14 protein-coding genes are annotated in these 17,042 nt (G+C 71.4%); 3 read left to right on the top strand and 11 right to left on the bottom strand.

What is annotated here, in order from left to right; all coding sequences use genetic code 11:
- Positions 1-89 precede the first annotated feature (89 nt).
- The 5 genes from OG293_RS21095 to OG293_RS21075 form a co-directional block, all read right to left on the bottom strand.
- Positions 90-869 (bottom strand): SDR family NAD(P)-dependent oxidoreductase, encoded by a 780-nt coding sequence (locus tag OG293_RS21095; protein WP_406000339.1) that lies wholly within the window; start codon positions 867-869, stop codon positions 90-92.
- A complete protein-coding gene (locus tag OG293_RS21090) occupies positions 866-2,050 on the bottom strand; it encodes a serine hydrolase domain-containing protein (RefSeq protein WP_406000338.1) in 1,185 nt (394 codons plus the stop codon). Before OG293_RS21090 ends, OG293_RS21095 begins: the two co-directional genes overlap by 4 nt.
- Positions 2,051-2,322: 272 nt before the next feature.
- A complete protein-coding gene (locus OG293_RS21085) occupies positions 2,323-3,162 on the bottom strand; it encodes an energy-coupling factor ABC transporter ATP-binding protein (RefSeq protein WP_406000337.1) in 840 nt (279 codons plus the stop codon).
- Positions 3,159-3,920 carry a cobalt ECF transporter T component CbiQ gene (gene cbiQ / locus OG293_RS21080; protein WP_406000336.1) on the bottom strand — a complete coding sequence of 254 codons (762 nt, stop codon included), beginning with the start codon at positions 3,918-3,920 and terminating at the stop codon, positions 3,159-3,161. The genes OG293_RS21085 and cbiQ overlap by 4 nt, the downstream gene beginning before the upstream one ends.
- A gap of 1 nt (position 3,921) precedes the next feature.
- Entirely contained in the window at positions 3,922-4,971 is a 1,050-nt protein-coding gene (locus OG293_RS21075; protein ID WP_406000335.1) for an energy-coupling factor ABC transporter permease, read from the bottom strand.
- Positions 4,972-5,126: 155 nt separating this feature from the next.
- Here OG293_RS21075 and OG293_RS21070 point away from each other — a divergent pair, with 155 nt between their 5' ends.
- A complete protein-coding gene (locus tag OG293_RS21070; protein ID WP_406000334.1) occupies positions 5,127-5,477 on the top strand; it encodes an SsgA family sporulation/cell division regulator in 351 nt (116 codons plus the stop codon).
- A gap of 200 nt (positions 5,478-5,677) precedes the next feature.
- Here OG293_RS21070 and OG293_RS21065 read toward each other — a convergent pair whose 3' ends face one another.
- Together OG293_RS21065 and OG293_RS21060 are read right to left on the bottom strand one after the other, a co-directional pair.
- Positions 5,678-7,843 carry an MMPL family transporter gene (locus tag OG293_RS21065; RefSeq protein ID WP_406000333.1) on the bottom strand — a complete coding sequence of 722 codons (2,166 nt, stop codon included), beginning with the start codon at positions 7,841-7,843 and terminating at the stop codon, positions 5,678-5,680.
- A 129-nt stretch (positions 7,844-7,972) separates the two neighbouring features.
- The gene (locus OG293_RS21060) at positions 7,973-8,545 is read right to left on the bottom strand and encodes a TetR/AcrR family transcriptional regulator (protein ID WP_406000332.1); all 573 of its coding nucleotides are present in this window, start codon (positions 8,543-8,545) and stop codon (positions 7,973-7,975) included.
- A 193-nt stretch (positions 8,546-8,738) separates the two neighbouring features.
- Here OG293_RS21060 and OG293_RS21055 point away from each other — a divergent pair, with 193 nt between their 5' ends.
- Positions 8,739-12,059: a S41 family peptidase gene (locus tag OG293_RS21055; RefSeq protein ID WP_406000331.1), complete on the top strand. Its 3,321-nt coding sequence runs from the start codon at positions 8,739-8,741 to the stop codon at positions 12,057-12,059.
- Between the two features lie 225 nt (positions 12,060-12,284).
- Here the strand turns inward: OG293_RS21055 and OG293_RS21050 are convergent, their stop codons facing one another.
- The 4 genes from OG293_RS21050 to OG293_RS21035 form a co-directional block, all read right to left on the bottom strand.
- The gene (locus tag OG293_RS21050; RefSeq protein WP_406000330.1) at positions 12,285-12,488 is read right to left on the bottom strand and encodes a hypothetical protein; all 204 of its coding nucleotides are present in this window, start codon (positions 12,486-12,488) and stop codon (positions 12,285-12,287) included.
- Positions 12,489-12,564: 76 nt separating this feature from the next.
- Entirely contained in the window at positions 12,565-13,455 is an 891-nt protein-coding gene (locus OG293_RS21045; protein ID WP_406000329.1) for an SDR family oxidoreductase, read from the bottom strand.
- Positions 13,452-14,330, bottom strand: a complete 879-nt coding sequence (locus OG293_RS21040) for an alpha/beta fold hydrolase (RefSeq protein WP_406000328.1) — start codon at positions 14,328-14,330, stop codon at positions 13,452-13,454. Before OG293_RS21040 ends, OG293_RS21045 begins: the two co-directional genes overlap by 4 nt.
- Positions 14,327-15,919, bottom strand: a complete 1,593-nt coding sequence (locus OG293_RS21035) for a flavin-containing monooxygenase (RefSeq protein WP_406000327.1) — start codon at positions 15,917-15,919, stop codon at positions 14,327-14,329. The genes OG293_RS21040 and OG293_RS21035 overlap by 4 nt, the downstream gene beginning before the upstream one ends.
- Positions 15,920-16,096: 177 nt before the next feature.
- Between OG293_RS21035 and OG293_RS21030 the strand changes: the two genes are divergently transcribed.
- Entirely contained in the window at positions 16,097-16,756 is a 660-nt protein-coding gene (locus tag OG293_RS21030) for a MerR family transcriptional regulator (RefSeq protein WP_406003660.1), read from the top strand.
- Positions 16,757-17,042 lie beyond the last annotated feature (286 nt).

The raw sequence follows: 17,042 nt of genomic DNA, 5'->3' as shown, positions 1-17,042 counted from the left end.
GTTGTCCAGGAGCCCCGGAAGGCAACGAGTTCTGCGTGGCGGCGGGCCCTGCCCGGCAGGGCACGGGCTGCTGATCCCGCCGGGGCCCGTCAGCCGTCCTCGACGACGTCGGCGAAACTCGTGTTCACCGCGAGCAGCCCGCCGTCGACGCGCAGCGTCGTGCCCGTGATCCACGCCGCGTCGCGCGAGGCCAGGAACGCGACCGCGGCGGCGATGTCCTCGGGCTCGCCGACCCGGCCGAGGGGGTAGACGCGGGCGAGTGCGTCGAGCCTCGCCTCGCGGCCCGCCCAGGACGGCGTGCGGACCGTGCCCGGGTTGACCTGGTTGACGCGCACTCCCCGGGGAGCCGCGTCCCCGGCCAGCGTGCGGGTCAGTGAGGCGAGTCCCGCCTTGGCCGCGCTGTAGGCGTGGTTGCCGAAGTCCTGCTCGGCGTTGACCGAGCCGATGTTGACGATCGCGCCGCGGCCGGACGCGGCCAGGTGCGGCAGGGCGGCGCGGGCGCAGCGGAAGGCACCGGTCAGGGTGGTGTCGAGGTCCCGCCCCCAGGTCTCGTCGGGCTGGTCCTCCAGCAACGGGGTGTCGGGGCTGCACGAGAAGGCGTTGTTGACCAGGACGTCGAGGGCGCCGAAGCGCTCGACGGCGTGCCCCACGGCCGCCTCGACCGCCGCCCGGTCGCCGACGTCGCAGCCCGTGGAGTCGGCCCCGGCGATGTCCTTCGCGGTCTTCGCGGCCCGCTCCGCGTCCAGGTCGGTGACCATGACGCGGGCGCCTTCGGCGGCGAGCCGCCGTGCCGTCGCCTCGCCGATGCCCCGGGCCGCGCCCGTGATCAGGACGCCGTATCCCTCGAAACGCCTCGTCTGGCTGCTCATAGCGCCGAACGTACCGCCCGGATCAGGGCCTGGGACCGCTGATCGGCCGTAACTCCCTTGCGCAGGCCGTTGGTCACATAGCCGAGCGCGATGCCGGACTCGGGGTCTGCGAAGCCGAGCGAGCCGCCGCGGCCGGGGTGGCCGAAGGAGCCGGGGCCGAGCAGCGGGCAGGCGGGACCGTGCAGCATGAAGCCGAGGCCCAGGCGGGTGGGGACGACCAGGACGCGGTCGGGGCCCGCCGACTCCTCGGTGCGGGCGAGGGTGAGGGTGGCCGGGGCGAAGAGGCGGGGTCCGTCGTCGACCGCGCCGATGGTGGAGGCGTAGAAGCGGGCGAGCGCGCGGGCGGTGGATATGCCGTTGGAGGCCGGGAGTTCGGCTGCGCGGTAGGCGGGGTCGTTCTCGTCGGGCAGCGGGTCGATCGCCGCGAAGGCGCGGCGGGTGAGGGACGCGGGGTCGCTGTACGCCTCGGACACGGCGCGCTTGGGGCGCAGCTTGAGTCCGCCGGCCGCTGCGGGCTCCTCAAGCGGGCCGATCCGGCCGACCCGGTGGGCCTCGTCCTTGGGCAGGCCGATCCAGAAGTCCAGGCCGAGGGGGCGGGCGATCTCCTCGGCGATCCACCGGCCGATGGTCCGGCCGCTGACGCGGCGCACGAGTTCGGCGAGCAGCCAGCTGTAGGTCTGGGCGTGGTAGCCGTGGTCGGTGCCGGGCTCCCACGCGGGTCGCTGGGCCGCGAGCGCGGCAGGTCCGCTGATGCCGTCGGCCGCCTCCGCCGGGGTGAGCGGGTGGTCGATGACGGGCACTCCGGCGCGGTGGGAGAGCAGATGGCGTACGACGGTGCGCTCCTTGCCCGCCTCCTTGAACTCCCGCCAGTACGTGCCGATGGGGGCGTCCAGGTCGATCTGGCCGCGCTGGTGGAGCAGCAGGACGACGGCGGCGGCGACGCCCTTCGTCGCCGAGCGGACGACCTGCGCGGTGTCCAGGGCCCACGGCTCGGGCCCGTCCACGTCGCGGGTCCCGGCCCACAGGTCGACGACCTTGCGCCCGTTCCGGTAGACGGCGATGGCGGCTCCGCGTTCGCCGCGCTGTTCGAAGTTGCGCAGGAAGGCGTCCTGGACGGGCTCGAAGCCCTCCGCCACCGTGCCCCGGACATCCACCGCGCCTGCTGCTCCGCTCCCGCTCATGCCCCCATGGTGCAATGCTCCCCGGGCGACGTGACGTGCGGGTCAGCCCCCCGGAGCCGACCGGGCCGGCCCGGCACGGCTGCCCGGGGCCCGCTCAGCGGAGCTGCCGGATCGGCTCAGCACGATCGAGAGGTCGATGGTGTCCCGGGTCGCGTCGGAGTACGGGCGGACCTGGTGCGCCGCCGAGACCGTTGCCCCTCGTCGTCCAGGACCGCGCCGCACGGTCGGCGTGGTCGCTCACGGTGCCGCCGCGGTCCCGCCTGGATGCTTGGTCACGCGCCCATTGTCACGGACTTCGGGTCGAAGCCGAACGGGAGCTCCAGCCGGTGCGCCCGCATCAGCTCCTCGTCGCCCAGGAGGTTCTGCGTCGGCCCGTCCGCCGCGATCGCACCCTGGCTGAGGACGACCGCGCGCGGGCAGAGCTCCAGCGCGTACGGAAGGTCGTGCGTGACCATCAGCACCGTGACGTCCAGGGACCGCAGGATGTCGGCCAGTTCGCGCCGGGACGCGGGGTCGAGGTTGGACGACGGCTCGTCCAGGACGAGGATCTCCGGCTCCATGGCGAGCACCGTGGCGACGGCGACCCGGCGGCGCTGCCCGAAGGAGAGGTGATGCGGCGGCCGGTCCGCGTACTCGGCCATGCCGACCCGGGTCAGGGCCGTGACGACCCGCGCCTCCAGCTCCGGTCCGCGCAGGCCGGACGCCGCGGGGCCGAAGGCCACGTCCTCGCGGACCGTCGGCATGAACAGCTGGTCGTCCGGGTCCTGGAAGACGATGCCGACCCGGCGGCGGATCTCCGCGAGGTTGGCCCTGGCGACCGGCAGCCCCGCCACGGAGACCGAGCCGACGCCGCCGCTCAGGATGCCGTTGAGGTGCAGCACGAGGGTGGTCTTGCCCGCGCCGTTGGGTCCGAGGAGGGCGACACGCTCACCGCGCGCGACCGTCAGGTCGACGCCGAAGAGGGCCTGGTGGCCGTCCGGGTAGGCGTAGGCGAGGCCGCTGACCTCCAGGGAGGGGGCCGGGCGGCCGGCGGCGGCCGAGTCGTCGGCCGCCCGAGGGGAGGGAGCCGCCGAGCCGGCGTCGGTCCGGCGGTCGGTGATGGGGTCGGTCATAGGGTCCATCCCAGCAGACAGACGGCGAGAGCCGTCAGGGGGAGGGTGGCCGCGTACGTCCACTGGGCACGGGTCGCGGTCACCTCGTCGATGACCGGCATGGTCCCGGCGTATCCCCGGCTGACCATCGCCAGATGCACCCGTTCACCGCGCTCGTAGGAGCGGATGAACAGTGCCCCGGCCGACTTGCCGAGGACGCCCCAGTGCCGGACACCGCGCGCCTCGAACCCGCGCGATCTGCGGGCGATCGACATCCGCCGCATCTCGTCGGTGATGACATCGCCGTAACGGATCATGAAGGACGCGATCTGCACCAGCATCGGCGGCAGTTTGAGCCGCTGCATGCCGAGCAGCAGCGAGCGCAGCTCGGTCGTGGAGGCGAGGATCACCGAGGCGGCGACTCCGAGGGTGCCCTTGGCCAGGACGTTCCAGGCGCCCCACAGGCCGGGGACGCTCAGCGAGAGACCGAGCACCTGGACCTGCTCGCCGGGGACCACGAAGGGCATGAGCACCGCGAAGGCCACGAACGGGATCTCGATGAGCAGGCGCCGCAGCAGGAATCCCGCGGGGATCCGGGCCGCGGCCGCGACCGCGACGAGCAGCACCGCGTACAGACCGAAGGCCCACACCGCCTCGCGCGGCGTGGAGACCACGACGAGCACGAAGCAGAAGACGGCGGCGAGCTTGCAGTGCGGAGGCAGCTCATGGACCGGCGAGTGCCCGTGCCGGTAGAGCTTGTGCGCGTGCCCCGCTCCCATGTCAGACCGCGTCCGGTACGTGGGCGGGGCCGGCGTCCTTCGTCTGGCGACGGCGCACCGACCAGAAGATCCCGGTGCCGGCGACGACCGTGACACCCACGCCGATCACACCGGCGAGGCCGCCGGAGACGCGGGGGTCGGCGATGTCCCTCACGCCGTAGTCGGCGAGCGGGGAGTCCTTGGACGCGTGTTCCTCGGCCTTCTTGTCGATGCCCTTGTCGGCGGCGACCTTCTCCAGGCCGTCGGGGCTCGCGGAGGCGTAGAAGGAGACGAAGCCCGCGAGGACGAGCGCGGTGACCAGGCCGGTCGCCCAGATCGCTCGGGGCGGGCGGGCGGCGACGGGAGCGGGGTGGGCGGCGGGGGCGTCGACGAGCGCGCCGCCGACGCGGAGCTTGAGCGGGGCGGCCAGGCCACGGGCCCCGTGGACCAGGTCGGGCCGCACGGCGACGACCGCGCCGACGGTCAGCATGGTGATCACCGCTTCGCCGATGCCGATGAGCACATGCACGCCGGCCATCGCGGTGAGCACTTTGCCCACGGGGACGTCGGTGGTCCCGCCGACGGCATAGATCGCGGTGAAGGCGCAGGCCGCGGCGGGTACGGAGACGAGCGCGGCCACGAAGGAGGCGATGGTGACCGTACGGCGCCCCCGCGGCAGCGCCTTCACCAGGCCGCGGAAGATCCCGTACGAGACGAGGACCGTGACGACGCCCATGACGGTGATGTTCACGCCGAGCGCGGTGAGGCCGCCGTCCGCGAAGAGGATGCCCTGCATCAGCAGCACCACAGATATGCAGAGCACGCCGGTGTACGGACCGACGAGGATCGCGGCCAGTGCTCCGCCGAGCAGATGCCCGCTGGTGCCGGCGGCGACGGGGAAGTTCAGCATCTGGACGGCGAAGATGAACGCGGCGACCAGACCGGCCAGTGGGGCCGTCCTCTCGTCCAGTTCGCGGCGGGCGCCGCGCAGGCTGACGGCCACAGCACCGGCGGCGACGGCTCCGGCGGCGACCGAGACCGGCGCGTCGATGAATCCGTCAGGAACGTGCATGGCGGTCTCCCCTTCGGACAGATGAATAAGTGTTCAATGATAGTGGCTTATTGCGACCCGTTCGCAAGAGCAGGTCCGTCACAAAAGGAGTCGAGCTTACGGCCTGAAATATGGGACATTAGATAATGAATAGGGCGAGCGTGAGGAGCCGGCCGATGTCCGTAGCCGCCGTCGAAGATCATGCACTGGCCAGAATCGTCACCGACGCGCCGCAGTACCGACCGGTCCGCGTCCTCCTCTCGTACGATCCGGGCGAGGACCCGCAGGCGGTCTCCTTCGAGTTCCCCAGCGGACGCGCCTGGACCTTCCCCCGCGATCTGCTGGAGACCGGGCTGCGCGCACCCGCCCGCAAAGGGGATGTCGAGGTCTGGCCCTGCGGCCGGGTCCAGGCGGTGGTCGAGTTCCACACACCCGACGGGGTGGCCGTCGTGCAGTTCGACACCAAGACGCTGATCCGCTTCCTGCGCCACACACACGAGGTGGCCGCACCCGTCACCCAAGGGTGACGAGCACGGCCACCGGGTGCCGCGACGGACCCCGTCCCCACGGTGCCGTCGCGCATCCGAAGGCGCGCGCGCCGCTCGAAGCGCTGCCCCCGGAGTCCGGTGCCTGAAGTGTTGCGGGCCTTCGGGCCCGCGTCAGGCCGCCCGCGTCACATGCGGACCGTCTCCCGCCCGCGTCACATGCGGACCGTCTCCCGCCCGCGTCAGGCGCTGACCAACTCCCGTTCCTCGTCCGGGTCCTCGCGGCCGACGGTCAGCTCCTTGTGCAGCTTCTCGCCCTCCACGTCGACATTGGGCAGCACCCGGTCCAGCCAGCGCGGCAGCCACCACGCCTTGTGGCCGAGCAGCGCGAGCACCGCGGGCACGATCGCCATCCGGACCACGAACGCGTCGAAGACGACCGCGATCGCCAGACCGAAGCCGATCATCTTGATCATCTGCTCGCTGGAGCCGATGAAGCCGGAGAACACCGCGATCATGATGACGGCCGCCGCGGTCACGACCCGGGCCCCGTGCTTGAAGCCGGTGACGATCGCCTCGCCGGGCCGCTCCCCATGGACGTATGCCTCCCGCATCCGCGTGACCAGGAAGACCTCGTAGTCCATGGCGAGACCGAAGACGACGCCCACCATGAAGATCGGCATCATCGACATGATCGGGCCGGTCTGCTCGACGCCGAACAGCGAGCCCAGCCAGCCCCACTGGAAGACGGCCACGACCGCGCCCAGGGCGGCGACGACCGAGAGCAGGAAGCCGAGCGCGGCCTTGAGCGGCACCAGGACCGAGCGGAAGACGACCATCAGCAGCAGGAAGGCGAGTCCGACGACGAGCGCCAGGTAGGGCAGCAGCGCGTCCTTCATCTTCTGCGAGAAGTCGATGTTCATCGCCGTCGCGCCGGTGACCAGGACATCGTCACCGCTGCCGTCGCGGATCGAGAGAACCAGGTCCTCGGTCTCGGCCGAGGACGGCCGGTCCTTCGGGATGACCGTGACCATCGCGGTGTCACCGGCCTTGTTGAAGGTCGGCGGGGTGACGGCGACGACGCCGTCGAGACCCCGGATGTCCTTGACGGTCCGGTCGGCGGTGGCCTTGTCGCCGTCGACGACCACCAGCAGGGGGCCGCTGAATCCGGGGCCGAAGCCGTCGGACAGCAGGTCGTACGCCTTGCGCTGGGTGGTGCTGACGGGCTGTGCGCCGTCGTCGGGCAGACCCATCTCCAGCGAGGCCGCCGGCACTGCTATCGCGCCGAGGCCGACCACACCGGCGAGGAGCACGGCGACCGGGCGGCGCAGCACGAAGCGGGACCAGCGGGTGCCCATGTTCGGCTTCTCGCCCGCCTCCTTGCCCTTGCGGACCTTGCGGGGCGGGACCCGCTTGCCGGCGAAGCCGAGCAGCGCGGGGATCAGGGTCAGGGCGATCAGCACCGCGATGACGACCGTGGCCGCCGCGGCGAAGCCCATCTTGGTGAGCACCGGGATGTTGACGACGGCGAGGCCGACCAGGGCGATGACGACGGTCAGACCCGCGAAGACGACCGCTGAGCCCGCCGTGCCGACGGCCCGGCCCGCCGCGTCCCCGCGTTCCCGGCCCTCGGCCAGCTCCGCGCGGTAGCGGGAGACGATGAAGAGGGCGTAGTCGATGCCGACGGCGAGGCCGATCATCATCGCGAGGGTCGAGGTGGTGGAGCCGAGGTCCAGGACGTTCGCCAGCGCGGTGATGGTGGAGATACCGATGCCGACACCGATGATCGCGGTGAGCAGCGGCAGCCCGGCGGCGACCAGCGAGCCGAAGGTGATCACCAGCACGACCGCGGCGATGGCGACACCAATGATCTCGCCCACCCCGGTCTCCGGGACGGTCTGCAGCGCGTCGCCGCCGATCTCCACGGTCAGCCCGCTCTTGCCCGCCTCTGTCCCGGTCTTCTTCAGCGCCTCGCGCGTCTCGTCCGCCAGCTCCATCGAGCTGACCTTGTACGTGACCGAAATGTAGGCCGTGGCACCGTCCTTCGAGACGGCCTTGACGGCGTACGGATCGGTGACGGACTTGACCTGGTCGGAGCCGTTCCTGAGTGCGGCGACGGCCTTGTTCACCTCGGCCTTGTTGGCCGGTTCGGTCATCTTCCGGCCGTCGGGGGCCTTGAAGACGACCCGGGCCGTGGCACCGTCGGGGCTGGCCCCGGGGAAGCGCTGTTCCAGCAGGTCGAAGGCCTTCTGGGCCTCGGTGCCCGGTATCGAGAACGATGACGAGGTGGCGGTGGACGCGGAGGCCGCGCCGACCCCGGCGAGCGCCAGCAGCGCCACCCACAGCAGGGCTACGAGACGGCGGCGCCGGAAGGCTGACCGCCCGAGTTTGTAGAGAAACGTGGCCACGAGGGCGTACTCCCGTGTGTGAGGTGAACAGGGCATGGGGAGCCGGCCCGACGACGAGAGCGGCGCGCGTCAGGAGGTGCTGGGTGGTACGGGGAGGTCTGCGGGGGCAGACGCGGAGAGGTCTGCGGGTCAGACGCCGAGGGCAGGGAGGACGACGGCGTCCAAGTAGTCGGTGAGGAAGGTCCGGTCGGGTGTCCGGTCCTCGATCATCTGCCGGGCGACGATGGCGCCGACCAGCATGTGCGGGACGAAGTCGAGCGCGCGGTTGTCCACGCTGACCTCGCCTCTTTCCACGGCCCGCCGCAGCAGCGTGTCGAGTCCGGTGATCTCGGGCTCGATCAGGAGCTCACGCAGGGCCTGGTGGAGATCGGGGTTGCCATGGATGGCCTGGGCCAGACCCCGCATCAGCGCGGAGTCCTGCGCCATCTGACAGTCGTCGGTGCGCTCCAGCATCGCGTGGAAGTCTCCGCGCAGCGTGCCGGTGTCGATGTCGGCGAAGCTCACCGGCTTGTTGTGGCGCAGAGCCCTCGCGACCAGCTCCGGCTTGCTCCGCCACTGGCGGTAGAGCGTGGCCTTGCTGGACCGGGTCCGGGCGGCGACGGCGTCCATCGTCAGGGCGTCGTAGCCGACCTCGCGCAGCAGGTCGAGCACGGCTTCGTACAGCTCTGCCTCGCGCTCGGGCGTGAGCCGGCTGCGCGTCATGGCCGGCCTCCCTTCGATTCCCGGTTCCGAACGAAACGGTTTCGTACACCAGACCGTAACCCGGGCCCTCAGCGAAACGAAATCGTTTCGCTGTGGTGTCGGTCACGGGCCAGCCCGTTGCAGGGAACGGCGCGCGGACGTTCACCCCCCTCCACAAGTTGCCGCACCCCCTTGGCGCGGAAAGCATTGGGGGGTGAGTGACGATGTCGCGTATCTCCGTTTCCCGCATCTGCACGACGACTTGCTGTGCTTCGCCGCCGAGGACGATCTGTGGATCGCGCCCCTCGTGCCCGCGGGGCACCGGCCGGGGCGCGCCTGGCGCGTCACCGTCGACCGGACCCGGATCGGCCATCCCCGCTTCTCGCCCGACGGCAGCCACATCTCCTATACGACCTGGCGCAGTCTCGACCCGGAGATCCATCTGGCACCGGTCGACGGCGGGCCCGCACGGCGGCTCAGCTACTGGGGCTCGGCCGACACCCGGGTCTGCGGCTGGACCCCCGACGGCCACATCCTCGCCGTCTCCTCGCACAGCCAGCCGTTCTCGTACTTCTCCTGGGCGTACAGCGTGTCGACCGACGGCGCGCCCGGCGCGAAGCTTCCCTGGGGCCCGGTCTCCGACATCGCCGTCCTGGACGTCGAAGGGGAACGGCGCACCCTGCTGCTCACCGGGAAGCCGCCGCACGAACCGGCCGCGTGGAAGCGGTACCGGGGCGGGGCGACGGGCCGCCTCTGGCTGCACGGCAAGCGGCTGCTCTCCGACCTGGAAGGCCATCTGGACTCCCCGATGTTCGTGTCGGGGCGCATCGGCTTCCTCTCCGACCACGAGGGCGTCGGCAATCTCTACTCCTGCCGGCCCGACGGCACCGACGTCCGACGCCACACAGATCATGACGCCTTCTATGCCCGCCACGCCTCGAGCGACGGTCGCAGAGTCGTGTACCAGTGCGCGGGCGATCTGTGGATCGTCGACGATCTGACGGCACCGGACGCCTCGCCGCGCAAGCTGGAGGTACGACTGGGCGGACCGCGAGCCGGACGCCGCACCTACCAGGTGCCGGCCTCCAGCCACGTGAACTCCATCTCGGTGGACCCGACCGGCCGGGCCAGCGCCGTCACGGTGCGCGGCAGCCTGTACTGGCTCACGCACCGCGACGGCCCGGCGCGCACCATCGCCGACACCCCGGGCGTACGGGTCAGGCAGCCGGAGATGCTCGGCTCCGGCGGCCAGGTCGCCTATGTGACGGACGCGGACGGCGAGGACGCCGTCGAGATCGCGTATCTGCCACGGGCGAGCGGGGACCGGGAGCCGAGGCGGCTGGCCTCCGGGGAGCTCGGCTGCGTCCAGGAGCTGGTCTCGGACCCCGAAGGGGAACGCCTCGCGATCGCCTCGCACGACGGGCGGCTGCTACTGCTCGGCACCGGCGAGGAACTCGACACCGGCGAGGGAACCGACACCAGCGAGGAAACCGACGGCACGTCCCGGGCGGAAGGCTCCCGGGAAGGCGAGGTCACCGAGCTGATCCGGTCGGTCAACGGGCCCGTGCGGGACCTCGCCTTCTCACCCGACGGGCACTGGCTGACCTGGTCCCAGCCCGGCATCGGCCGCTCGCTGCGTCAGATCAAGATGGCCCGGATCAAGGACCGTACGATCGTCGACGTCACCAACGGCCGCTTCGAGGACGAGAATCCGGTCTTCACCCGCGACGGCCGCTATCTCGCCTTCCTCTCGTGGCGGGGCTTCGACCCGGTGTACGACGTGCACACCGGGGACCTGTCCTTCCCGCTGGGCTGCCGCCCCTATCTCGTACCGCTGTCATCGGCGACGCCCTCGCCCTTCGCGCTGCTGCCGGACGGGCGTCCGGCGGCGGGCGGGACGGACCCTGAGGACACCGAGACCGGCGAGGGCGCCGTGACGGTCGAGGTCGAGGGCCTGGAGAGCCGGGTGACGCCGTTCCCGGTGTCGGCCTCGAAGTACTCGGCACTCCATCCGGTCGCCGGCGGCGGCCTGGTCTGGCTGCGCTGGCCGATCTCCGGGGCGCTGGGCGAGACCTTCGCCAACCCCGCGGACACCTCGGGCCGCCCCACCCTGGAGCACTTCGACATCACCAAGGCCCGCAAGACCGAACTGGTCGACCATCTCGACTGGTTCGCGGTCAGCGGGGACGGCAGCAGGCTGGTGGTCGTCGACGACGGGGATCTGCGGGCGGTTCCGGCCACCGAGTCCGGCGACAGCGACTCCACCGTCTACATCGACATGCGCCGCATCCTGCACGAGGTGGACCCGGCGTCCGAATGGCGACAGGCGTACGACGAGGCGGGCCGCCTCATCCGCGCCTACTTCTGGGAGCCGGGCATGTGCGGCATCGACTGGGACATGGTGCTCGACCAGTACCGGCCCCTGATCGAACGGGTCGCGTCGCCGGACGAGTTCGCGGATCTGCTGCGCGAGGTGCTGGGCGAACTGGGCACGTCACACGCGTACGTCACGCCCGCGCGGCGCAACGAGGGGCCGCCGCACTACCAGCGGGCGATGGGCCTGCTGGGCGCGAACCTGGTCTGCCGCGACGGAAGTTGGCTGGTCTCCCGGATCCTGCCGGGCGACTCGTCCGACTCCAAGGCGCGCTCCCCGCTGGCGGGCACGGGCATCCGTGAGGGCGCGGTCCTCACCCACGTGGACGGCCGCCCGGTGGATCCGGTCACGGGCCCGTACCCGATGCTCTCCGCGGCGGGCGGCACAACGGTCGAGCTGACCTTCCGGCCGGCCGAGGGCGAGGGGGGCGCACGGCGGGTGGCGATCGTCCCGCTGGTGGACGAGCGGCCGCTGCGGTACCAGGACTGGGTGGCCAAACGCCGCCAGGTGGTCCTGGAGTTGAGCGGCGGCAAGTGCGGCTACCTCCACATCCCGGACATGGGTGGGTCGGGGTGGGCACAGTTCAACCGCGATCTGCGGATGGAGGTGTCCCGCCCGGCACTGATCGTGGACGTACGGGGCAACGCGGGCGGTCACATCAGCGAGCTGGTGGTGGAGAAGCTCACCCGCACGATCCTGGGCTGGGACCTGACACGGAACGCCCAGCCCGTCTCATACGCCTCGAACGCGCCGCGCGGGCCGGTGGTCGCACTGGCCGACGAGGCGACGGCGTCGGACGGCGACATGATCACGGCGGCGTTCAAACTCCTCGGCCTGGGCCCGGTGGTGGGCAGCCGGACCTGGGGCGGGGTGGTGGGCATGACCGGCCGCCACCGGCTGGGCGACGGCACGGTGATCACGGTTCCGATGAACGCGGCGTGGTTCGACGCATACGGCTGGTCGATCGAGAACCACGGTGTGGACCCGGACCTGGACGCGCTGCGCACCCCGCTGGACTGGGCGGAGGGCCGTCATGTCCAGCTCGACGACGCGATCCAACTGGCCCTGGACCTCCTGAAGACCCACGCCCCGGCGATGCCCCCGGACTACTCGGACGTCCCGGACCTTCGCCGCCCGAAGCTTCCGCCGCGGTCACTGTAGAGGTGGGGGCGCGGGCGGCGCGAAGCTGCCGCGAGGGCCCTGGGGTGGTACCCGTATCTCCGCATCCCCGCATCGGGGCGGGCCGGAGACAGCCCGCCCCTCACGCGGAAGTCACGCGGAAGAGGCGCACCCGTCGTCACCGGTGCGCCTCTTCTTCGCCACACAGTTCGCAGACCGCAGACCGCAGACCTCATGCCTCAGGCCTCAGCCGTCAGGCCTCAGCCGTCAGGCGTCATAGTCCTGGTTGAACCGGTCCTGCGCCTCCTGCATGGATTCGTCCGTGGACTTCGGCTTCTTCTGGCCAGGCTTCTGCGCCCGCGAAGCCCGCGCCGACGGGTCGTTCTTCGCACCGCCCATCGCCTGCTTCGCCCTGGCCGACTGCTCCGAGAGCTCCTGAGCCTTGTCCTGGAACTGGTCCTTGATGCCCATGTCGTTCACTCCTAGTGAGGTGTGGGGGTTTGGGCCTCGACCAGCCTGGCACGGCCAGACATCCCTCGCATTTCGATCAACTACGCTCCGTGCGCGACGTACGCGCCGCCTCGTCCGCCGCCCCGCCCGCCCCCACAAGCCCCTTCCCGATTCCCTGGAGCCGGGGCTCGAAGTGCCGGATCTCCCGCCCGCCCACCGTCCCGACCAGCGCGGGCAGATACCCCCGCACCGACTGCATCCCCCGCAGCCACCACTGCGCGTACACATGCGAGGACCGCCGCTCGATCCCCGCCACGATCCGGTCCACCGCCGGTCCCAGCGGATACGTACGGTTCAACGGCCACGGCAGCCGCCCCCGCAGCTCCCGCATCACCTCGTCCTGGTCCGCCCCGCGCACCATGTCCGTGTCCGTCCAGGACAGATAGCCGACCCCGACCCGAACTCCCCGGTATCCGACCTCCGCCCGCAGGCTGTGGGCGAACGCCTCCGCCCCCGCCTTCGACGCGCAGTACGCGGTCATCATCGGCGCCGGCGCCAGCGCCGCCAGCGACGCGATCTGGAGGAAGTAGCCCCGGCTCTCCAGCAGCACCGGCAAGAACGCGCGTCCCGTCACCGCGCTTCCGATCAGGTTGACCTCGATCACCCGCTGCCAGGCGACCGGATCCGAGTCCAGGAACGGACCGCCCGTCGCCACACCCGCGTTCGCGACGACGATGTCGACCTTGCCGAAGCGCTCCTTGACCTCCTGCGCGACCCGGGCCATCGCCTCGTGGTCGGTGACGTCAGCGTGCCAGTGCTCGCTCTCGCCGTGCAGCCGCTCCGAGACCCGCTTCAGCTCGTCCGGCTCCAGGCCCACCAGCGCCACCTTCGCGCCGCGCGCCGACACCTTGCGGGCCAGCAGCTCGCCCACACCGCGGGCCGCACCGGTGACGACCGCCACCTGTCCCTCCAGGCTCGTCCCGCTCATGCGGCTTCCTCCTTCGCGTTCACGTACGTACCCACCAGCTCAAGGATCTTCGCGGTGACCGCCTCGGGAGCCTCCACCGGCGTCATGTGCCCCGCCCCCGCGAGCTCCACGAGCTCCAGGCACCGGGGAAGGGCTGCGGCCAGCCGCCGCGCGTGCACGATCGGGGTGAGCCGGTCCGCCGTGCCCGCCATGACGATCGTGGGCACCCTCAACTCCCGTACGCCCGCGTCGAGATCGAGCCCGGCGAGCATCTGCGCCCAGGCCACCCGGGTCGCCCGCGGGCAGGCGTGCACGATACGGGCGCACTCCGCGACCCGCTCCGGCGCCGAACCGGGCCCCATCGTCGCGTACTTGAGGATGCGTCTGGAGAGGGGCGTCACCGGGCCGAGCGGCGCGCGTGCCCCCAGCACCGCGCGCGTGATCCGGGTCCTCAGCCGCCCGGGGCGCATCGGCAGCACCAGCGACTCGTCGATCAGCCGCGAACTGCCCGTGCTGCACAGCACAACCGCCGCCGCGTGCCGGGCGAAGGCAGCCCGCCGGGAGGCGGCCATCAACGTCATTCCCCCCATGGAATGCCCGACGAGCACGGCCTTTTCGTCCGGAGCCAGCGCGGCTGCGAGCACCGCCTCCAGGTCGTCGGCGAGGAGGTCCGTACCGACGCCTGCGGGCGCGGTGCGGCCGTGGCCCCGCTGGTCGTAGACGACGACCCGGTGACCGGCCGCCAGCTCCCGTACCTGGGCGGCCCAGAAGTGGGTCGAGCAGCTCCAACCGTGGGCCAGCACGACGGCCGGGGCACCGTCGGGGCCGTGCACCTCGACATGTATCGGCGATCCGTCGGCGGAGACGGCGGTCAGCATGCGGCTCTCAGCACTCATCGCGCGGCCCCCGCCGACTCCACGGCCGCCGAGGCTTCCTCGCCGTCGGCCGAGACGGCGCCCACCGGGACCGACTCCGTCGGCACAACGGCGACCGACTCCCCGGCGACCGGCTTCACCTGCCTGCGCACCACCTCGTACTCCGCGAGGTCGACCTCCCGCGTCGCCTTCCGGAACTCCCCCGTCGTCCCCGGCCACAGCGTCGTGTTGCGCCCGTTCGCGTCCAGGTACCAGCTGTTGCAGCCGCCGGACTTCCAGACGGTCCGCTCCATCCGCTCCTGCACCCGCTTGTTCCACGCCCCCACCGCCGACGGCCGGACCGCCAGCGCCACGCGCCCGCCGAGCACCTTCAGCTGCCGCATGTAGTCGGCCATGTAGTTCAGCTGCGACTCGATCATCAGGATCATCGAGGAGTGCCCGAGACCGGTGTTGGGGCCGATGATCGTCATCCAGTTGGGGAAGCCGGCCGCCGTGGAGCCGCGCAGCGCCTGCATCCCGTCCTTCCACGACTCCGCCAACGTGGTCCCGTCCGCGCCGACGACCCGCTCGGCGATGGGCAGGTCCGTGACGTGGAAGCCGGTGCCGAAGATGATCGCGTCGACCTCGGTCGCCGTACCGTCGTCGGCGACGACCGTCGATCCGCGCACCTCGGCGAGCCCTGAGGCGACGACATCCACATTCGGCCGGGCGAGCGCCGGGTAGTACTCGCTCGACAGCAGGATCCGCTTGCAGCCGATGCGGTACGAGGGCGTCAGCCTGGCCCGCAGCGCCGGGTCCTTGATGGACTTCGCCATAGCGGCCTTGGCGAGCGATTCGATGAGCCCGAGCTCGTTCGGCCGCTTGGTGAAGGCGCTGACCTGCAACTCCCTGAGGCCCCAGAGCAGTCCGCGGCGCGCGGCTGAGGTGAAGGGCAGCTGCCGGTGCAGCCACCGCTCGGCCCCGGAGATCCTGCGGTCCATCCGCGGCATCACCCACGGCGGCGTCCGCTGGAACAGGGTCAGCTTCTCGGCCTTCGGCTGGATCGCCGGGACGATCTGGATCGCGGACGCCCCGGTTCCGATCATCGCGACGCGCTTGCCGCTCAGGTCGTAGTCGTGGTTCCAGCGGGCGGAGTGGAAGACCTTGCCGGGGAAGTCGGCCAGCCCCGGAATCCCGGGGATCTTCGGGTCGGACAGCGGCCCGGTCGCGGAGACGACCACATCGGCGGTGAACGTCCCCTTCGAGGTCTCGATCTCCCAGCGCAGCTCGTCGTTGTCCCACCGCATCATCAGCACGTCATGGCTGAAGCGGATGTGCGAGCGGAGCCGGAAGGTGTCGGCGACATGCTCCAGATACGCGCGGATGTGCTCCTGTCCGGAGAAGGTGCGAGGCCAGTCGGGGTTGGGCGCGAAGGAGAAGGAGTAGAGGTGGGAGGGCACGTCACAGGCGCACCCCGGATAGCTGTTGTCCCGCCAGGTCCCGCCGACCGAGTCCGCCCGCTCCAGGACGACGAAGTCGGTGATCCCTTCGCGGCGCAGCCGGACCGCGGCCCCCAGGCCACCGAATCCGGATCCGATCACCGCCACCCGTACGTGCTCGTGCTGGTCCATGCCGCCGCCTCTCCCGCTGAACGTCCGAAGGTCCACTGCACGCCACAACCATGCCAGCAATCACTGGCACAGTTGGGAGGGTAAGGCAGCGACATACCGAGCGGTAGGGGTGGAGCGCGACGAGTTACCGGCGGTACAACATAGGCTGCCCCTGTGGCTGACGTACGCGAGTACCGCATGGAGGAACTGGCCGAGGCGGCCGGCATCACGGTGCGCACCCTGCGCTTCTACCGAGAGCGCGGGCTGATCCCGCCGCCCCGCCGCGAGGGCCGTATCGCCTGGTACGACGACCACCACCTGGCCAGACTCCGCACGATCGCCGCGCTCCTGGAGCGCGGGCACACGCTGAACGGCATAGCCGACCTGGCCACGGCTTTCGAGAGCGGCCGGGACGTCGGCGAGGTACTCGGCCTCGGCGAACCCACCGAGGAGACCCCGGTCCGGCTCAGCCCCGAGGAACTCGCCGACTACTTCGAGGGTGAGGTCACCCCGGAGAATCTGGCCGCCGCGCTGGACCTCGGCTATCTGGCGACGGACGGCGACGAGATCGTCCACATCAGCCGCCGCCTGCTGGACGTCTCATCGGCGCTCGTACGCGAGGGCGTGCCGCTCGCGGCGGTCCTGGAAGCGGGCCGCCGGGTCCGCGACCATGCGGACGCGCTGGCGGATCTGTTCGTCGAGGTGCTGAGCGCCCACACCCGGGAGGCCGACGTGGAGAAGCTGCGCCCGCTGGCGAAGAGCGTGGTGGACGCGGAAGTGTCGATGGCACTGGACCGCCGGCTGCGCAAGCCCACGGAGCAGGAGCAGGAGCAGGAGCAGGAGCAGGAGGCGGGCTGAGGCACGTGGCCGCCGTATGCCGTGGTCGTGGTCGCGGGCGGGTACGTCCCGACCTCGTAAGCCGCCCAGGTCGGGCGGTCTGTGTCCGTCGGCCCTACGAACTGCACCGGCCGCTCGTCGACGTCACGGGCGAACAGGTCGTCCCACACAGCCGGGTCCTCGACGTCCTCGACGGTCACCAGCGCTCCTCCACATCGGTCCGGGTGCCCGACGGCGGCAGCATCGGCATGGTGGGCGCCGGGCCGGACCAGGCTCACCTATGCGCCGAGAGGGAGTTCGTGCTCTC

This window comes from Streptomyces sp. NBC_00829 (assembly GCF_045161795.1).
Classification (GTDB): domain Bacteria; phylum Actinomycetota; class Actinomycetes; order Streptomycetales; family Streptomycetaceae; genus Streptomyces.
This window is presented reverse-complemented; position numbering and strand designations above follow the sequence as displayed.

Excerpts from the sequence above, each read along its gene's own strand:
- OG293_RS21095 (WP_406000339.1), bottom strand. The coding sequence starts at position 869 with ATGAGCAGCCAGACGAGGCGTTTCGAGGGATACGGCGTCCTGATCACG.
- OG293_RS21090 (WP_406000338.1), bottom strand. The coding sequence starts at position 2,050 with ATGAGCGGGAGCGGAGCAGCAGGCGCGGTGGATGTCCGGGGCACGGTG.
- OG293_RS21085 (WP_406000337.1), bottom strand. The coding sequence starts at position 3,162 with ATGACCGACCCCATCACCGACCGCCGGACCGACGCCGGCTCGGCGGCT.
- cbiQ (WP_406000336.1), bottom strand. The coding sequence starts at position 3,920 with ATGGGAGCGGGGCACGCGCACAAGCTCTACCGGCACGGGCACTCGCCG.
- OG293_RS21075 (WP_406000335.1), bottom strand. The coding sequence starts at position 4,971 with ATGCACGTTCCTGACGGATTCATCGACGCGCCGGTCTCGGTCGCCGCC.
- OG293_RS21070 (WP_406000334.1), top strand. The coding sequence starts at position 5,127 with ATGTCCGTAGCCGCCGTCGAAGATCATGCACTGGCCAGAATCGTCACC.
- OG293_RS21060 (WP_406000332.1), bottom strand. The coding sequence starts at position 8,545 with ATGACGCGCAGCCGGCTCACGCCCGAGCGCGAGGCAGAGCTGTACGAA.
- OG293_RS21050 (WP_406000330.1), bottom strand. The coding sequence starts at position 12,488 with ATGGGCATCAAGGACCAGTTCCAGGACAAGGCTCAGGAGCTCTCGGAG.
- OG293_RS21045 (WP_406000329.1), bottom strand. The coding sequence starts at position 13,455 with ATGAGCGGGACGAGCCTGGAGGGACAGGTGGCGGTCGTCACCGGTGCG.
- OG293_RS21040 (WP_406000328.1), bottom strand. The coding sequence starts at position 14,330 with ATGAGTGCTGAGAGCCGCATGCTGACCGCCGTCTCCGCCGACGGATCG.
- OG293_RS21035 (WP_406000327.1), bottom strand. The coding sequence starts at position 15,919 with ATGGACCAGCACGAGCACGTACGGGTGGCGGTGATCGGATCCGGATTC.
- OG293_RS21030 (WP_406003660.1), top strand. The coding sequence starts at position 16,097 with ATGGAGGAACTGGCCGAGGCGGCCGGCATCACGGTGCGCACCCTGCGC.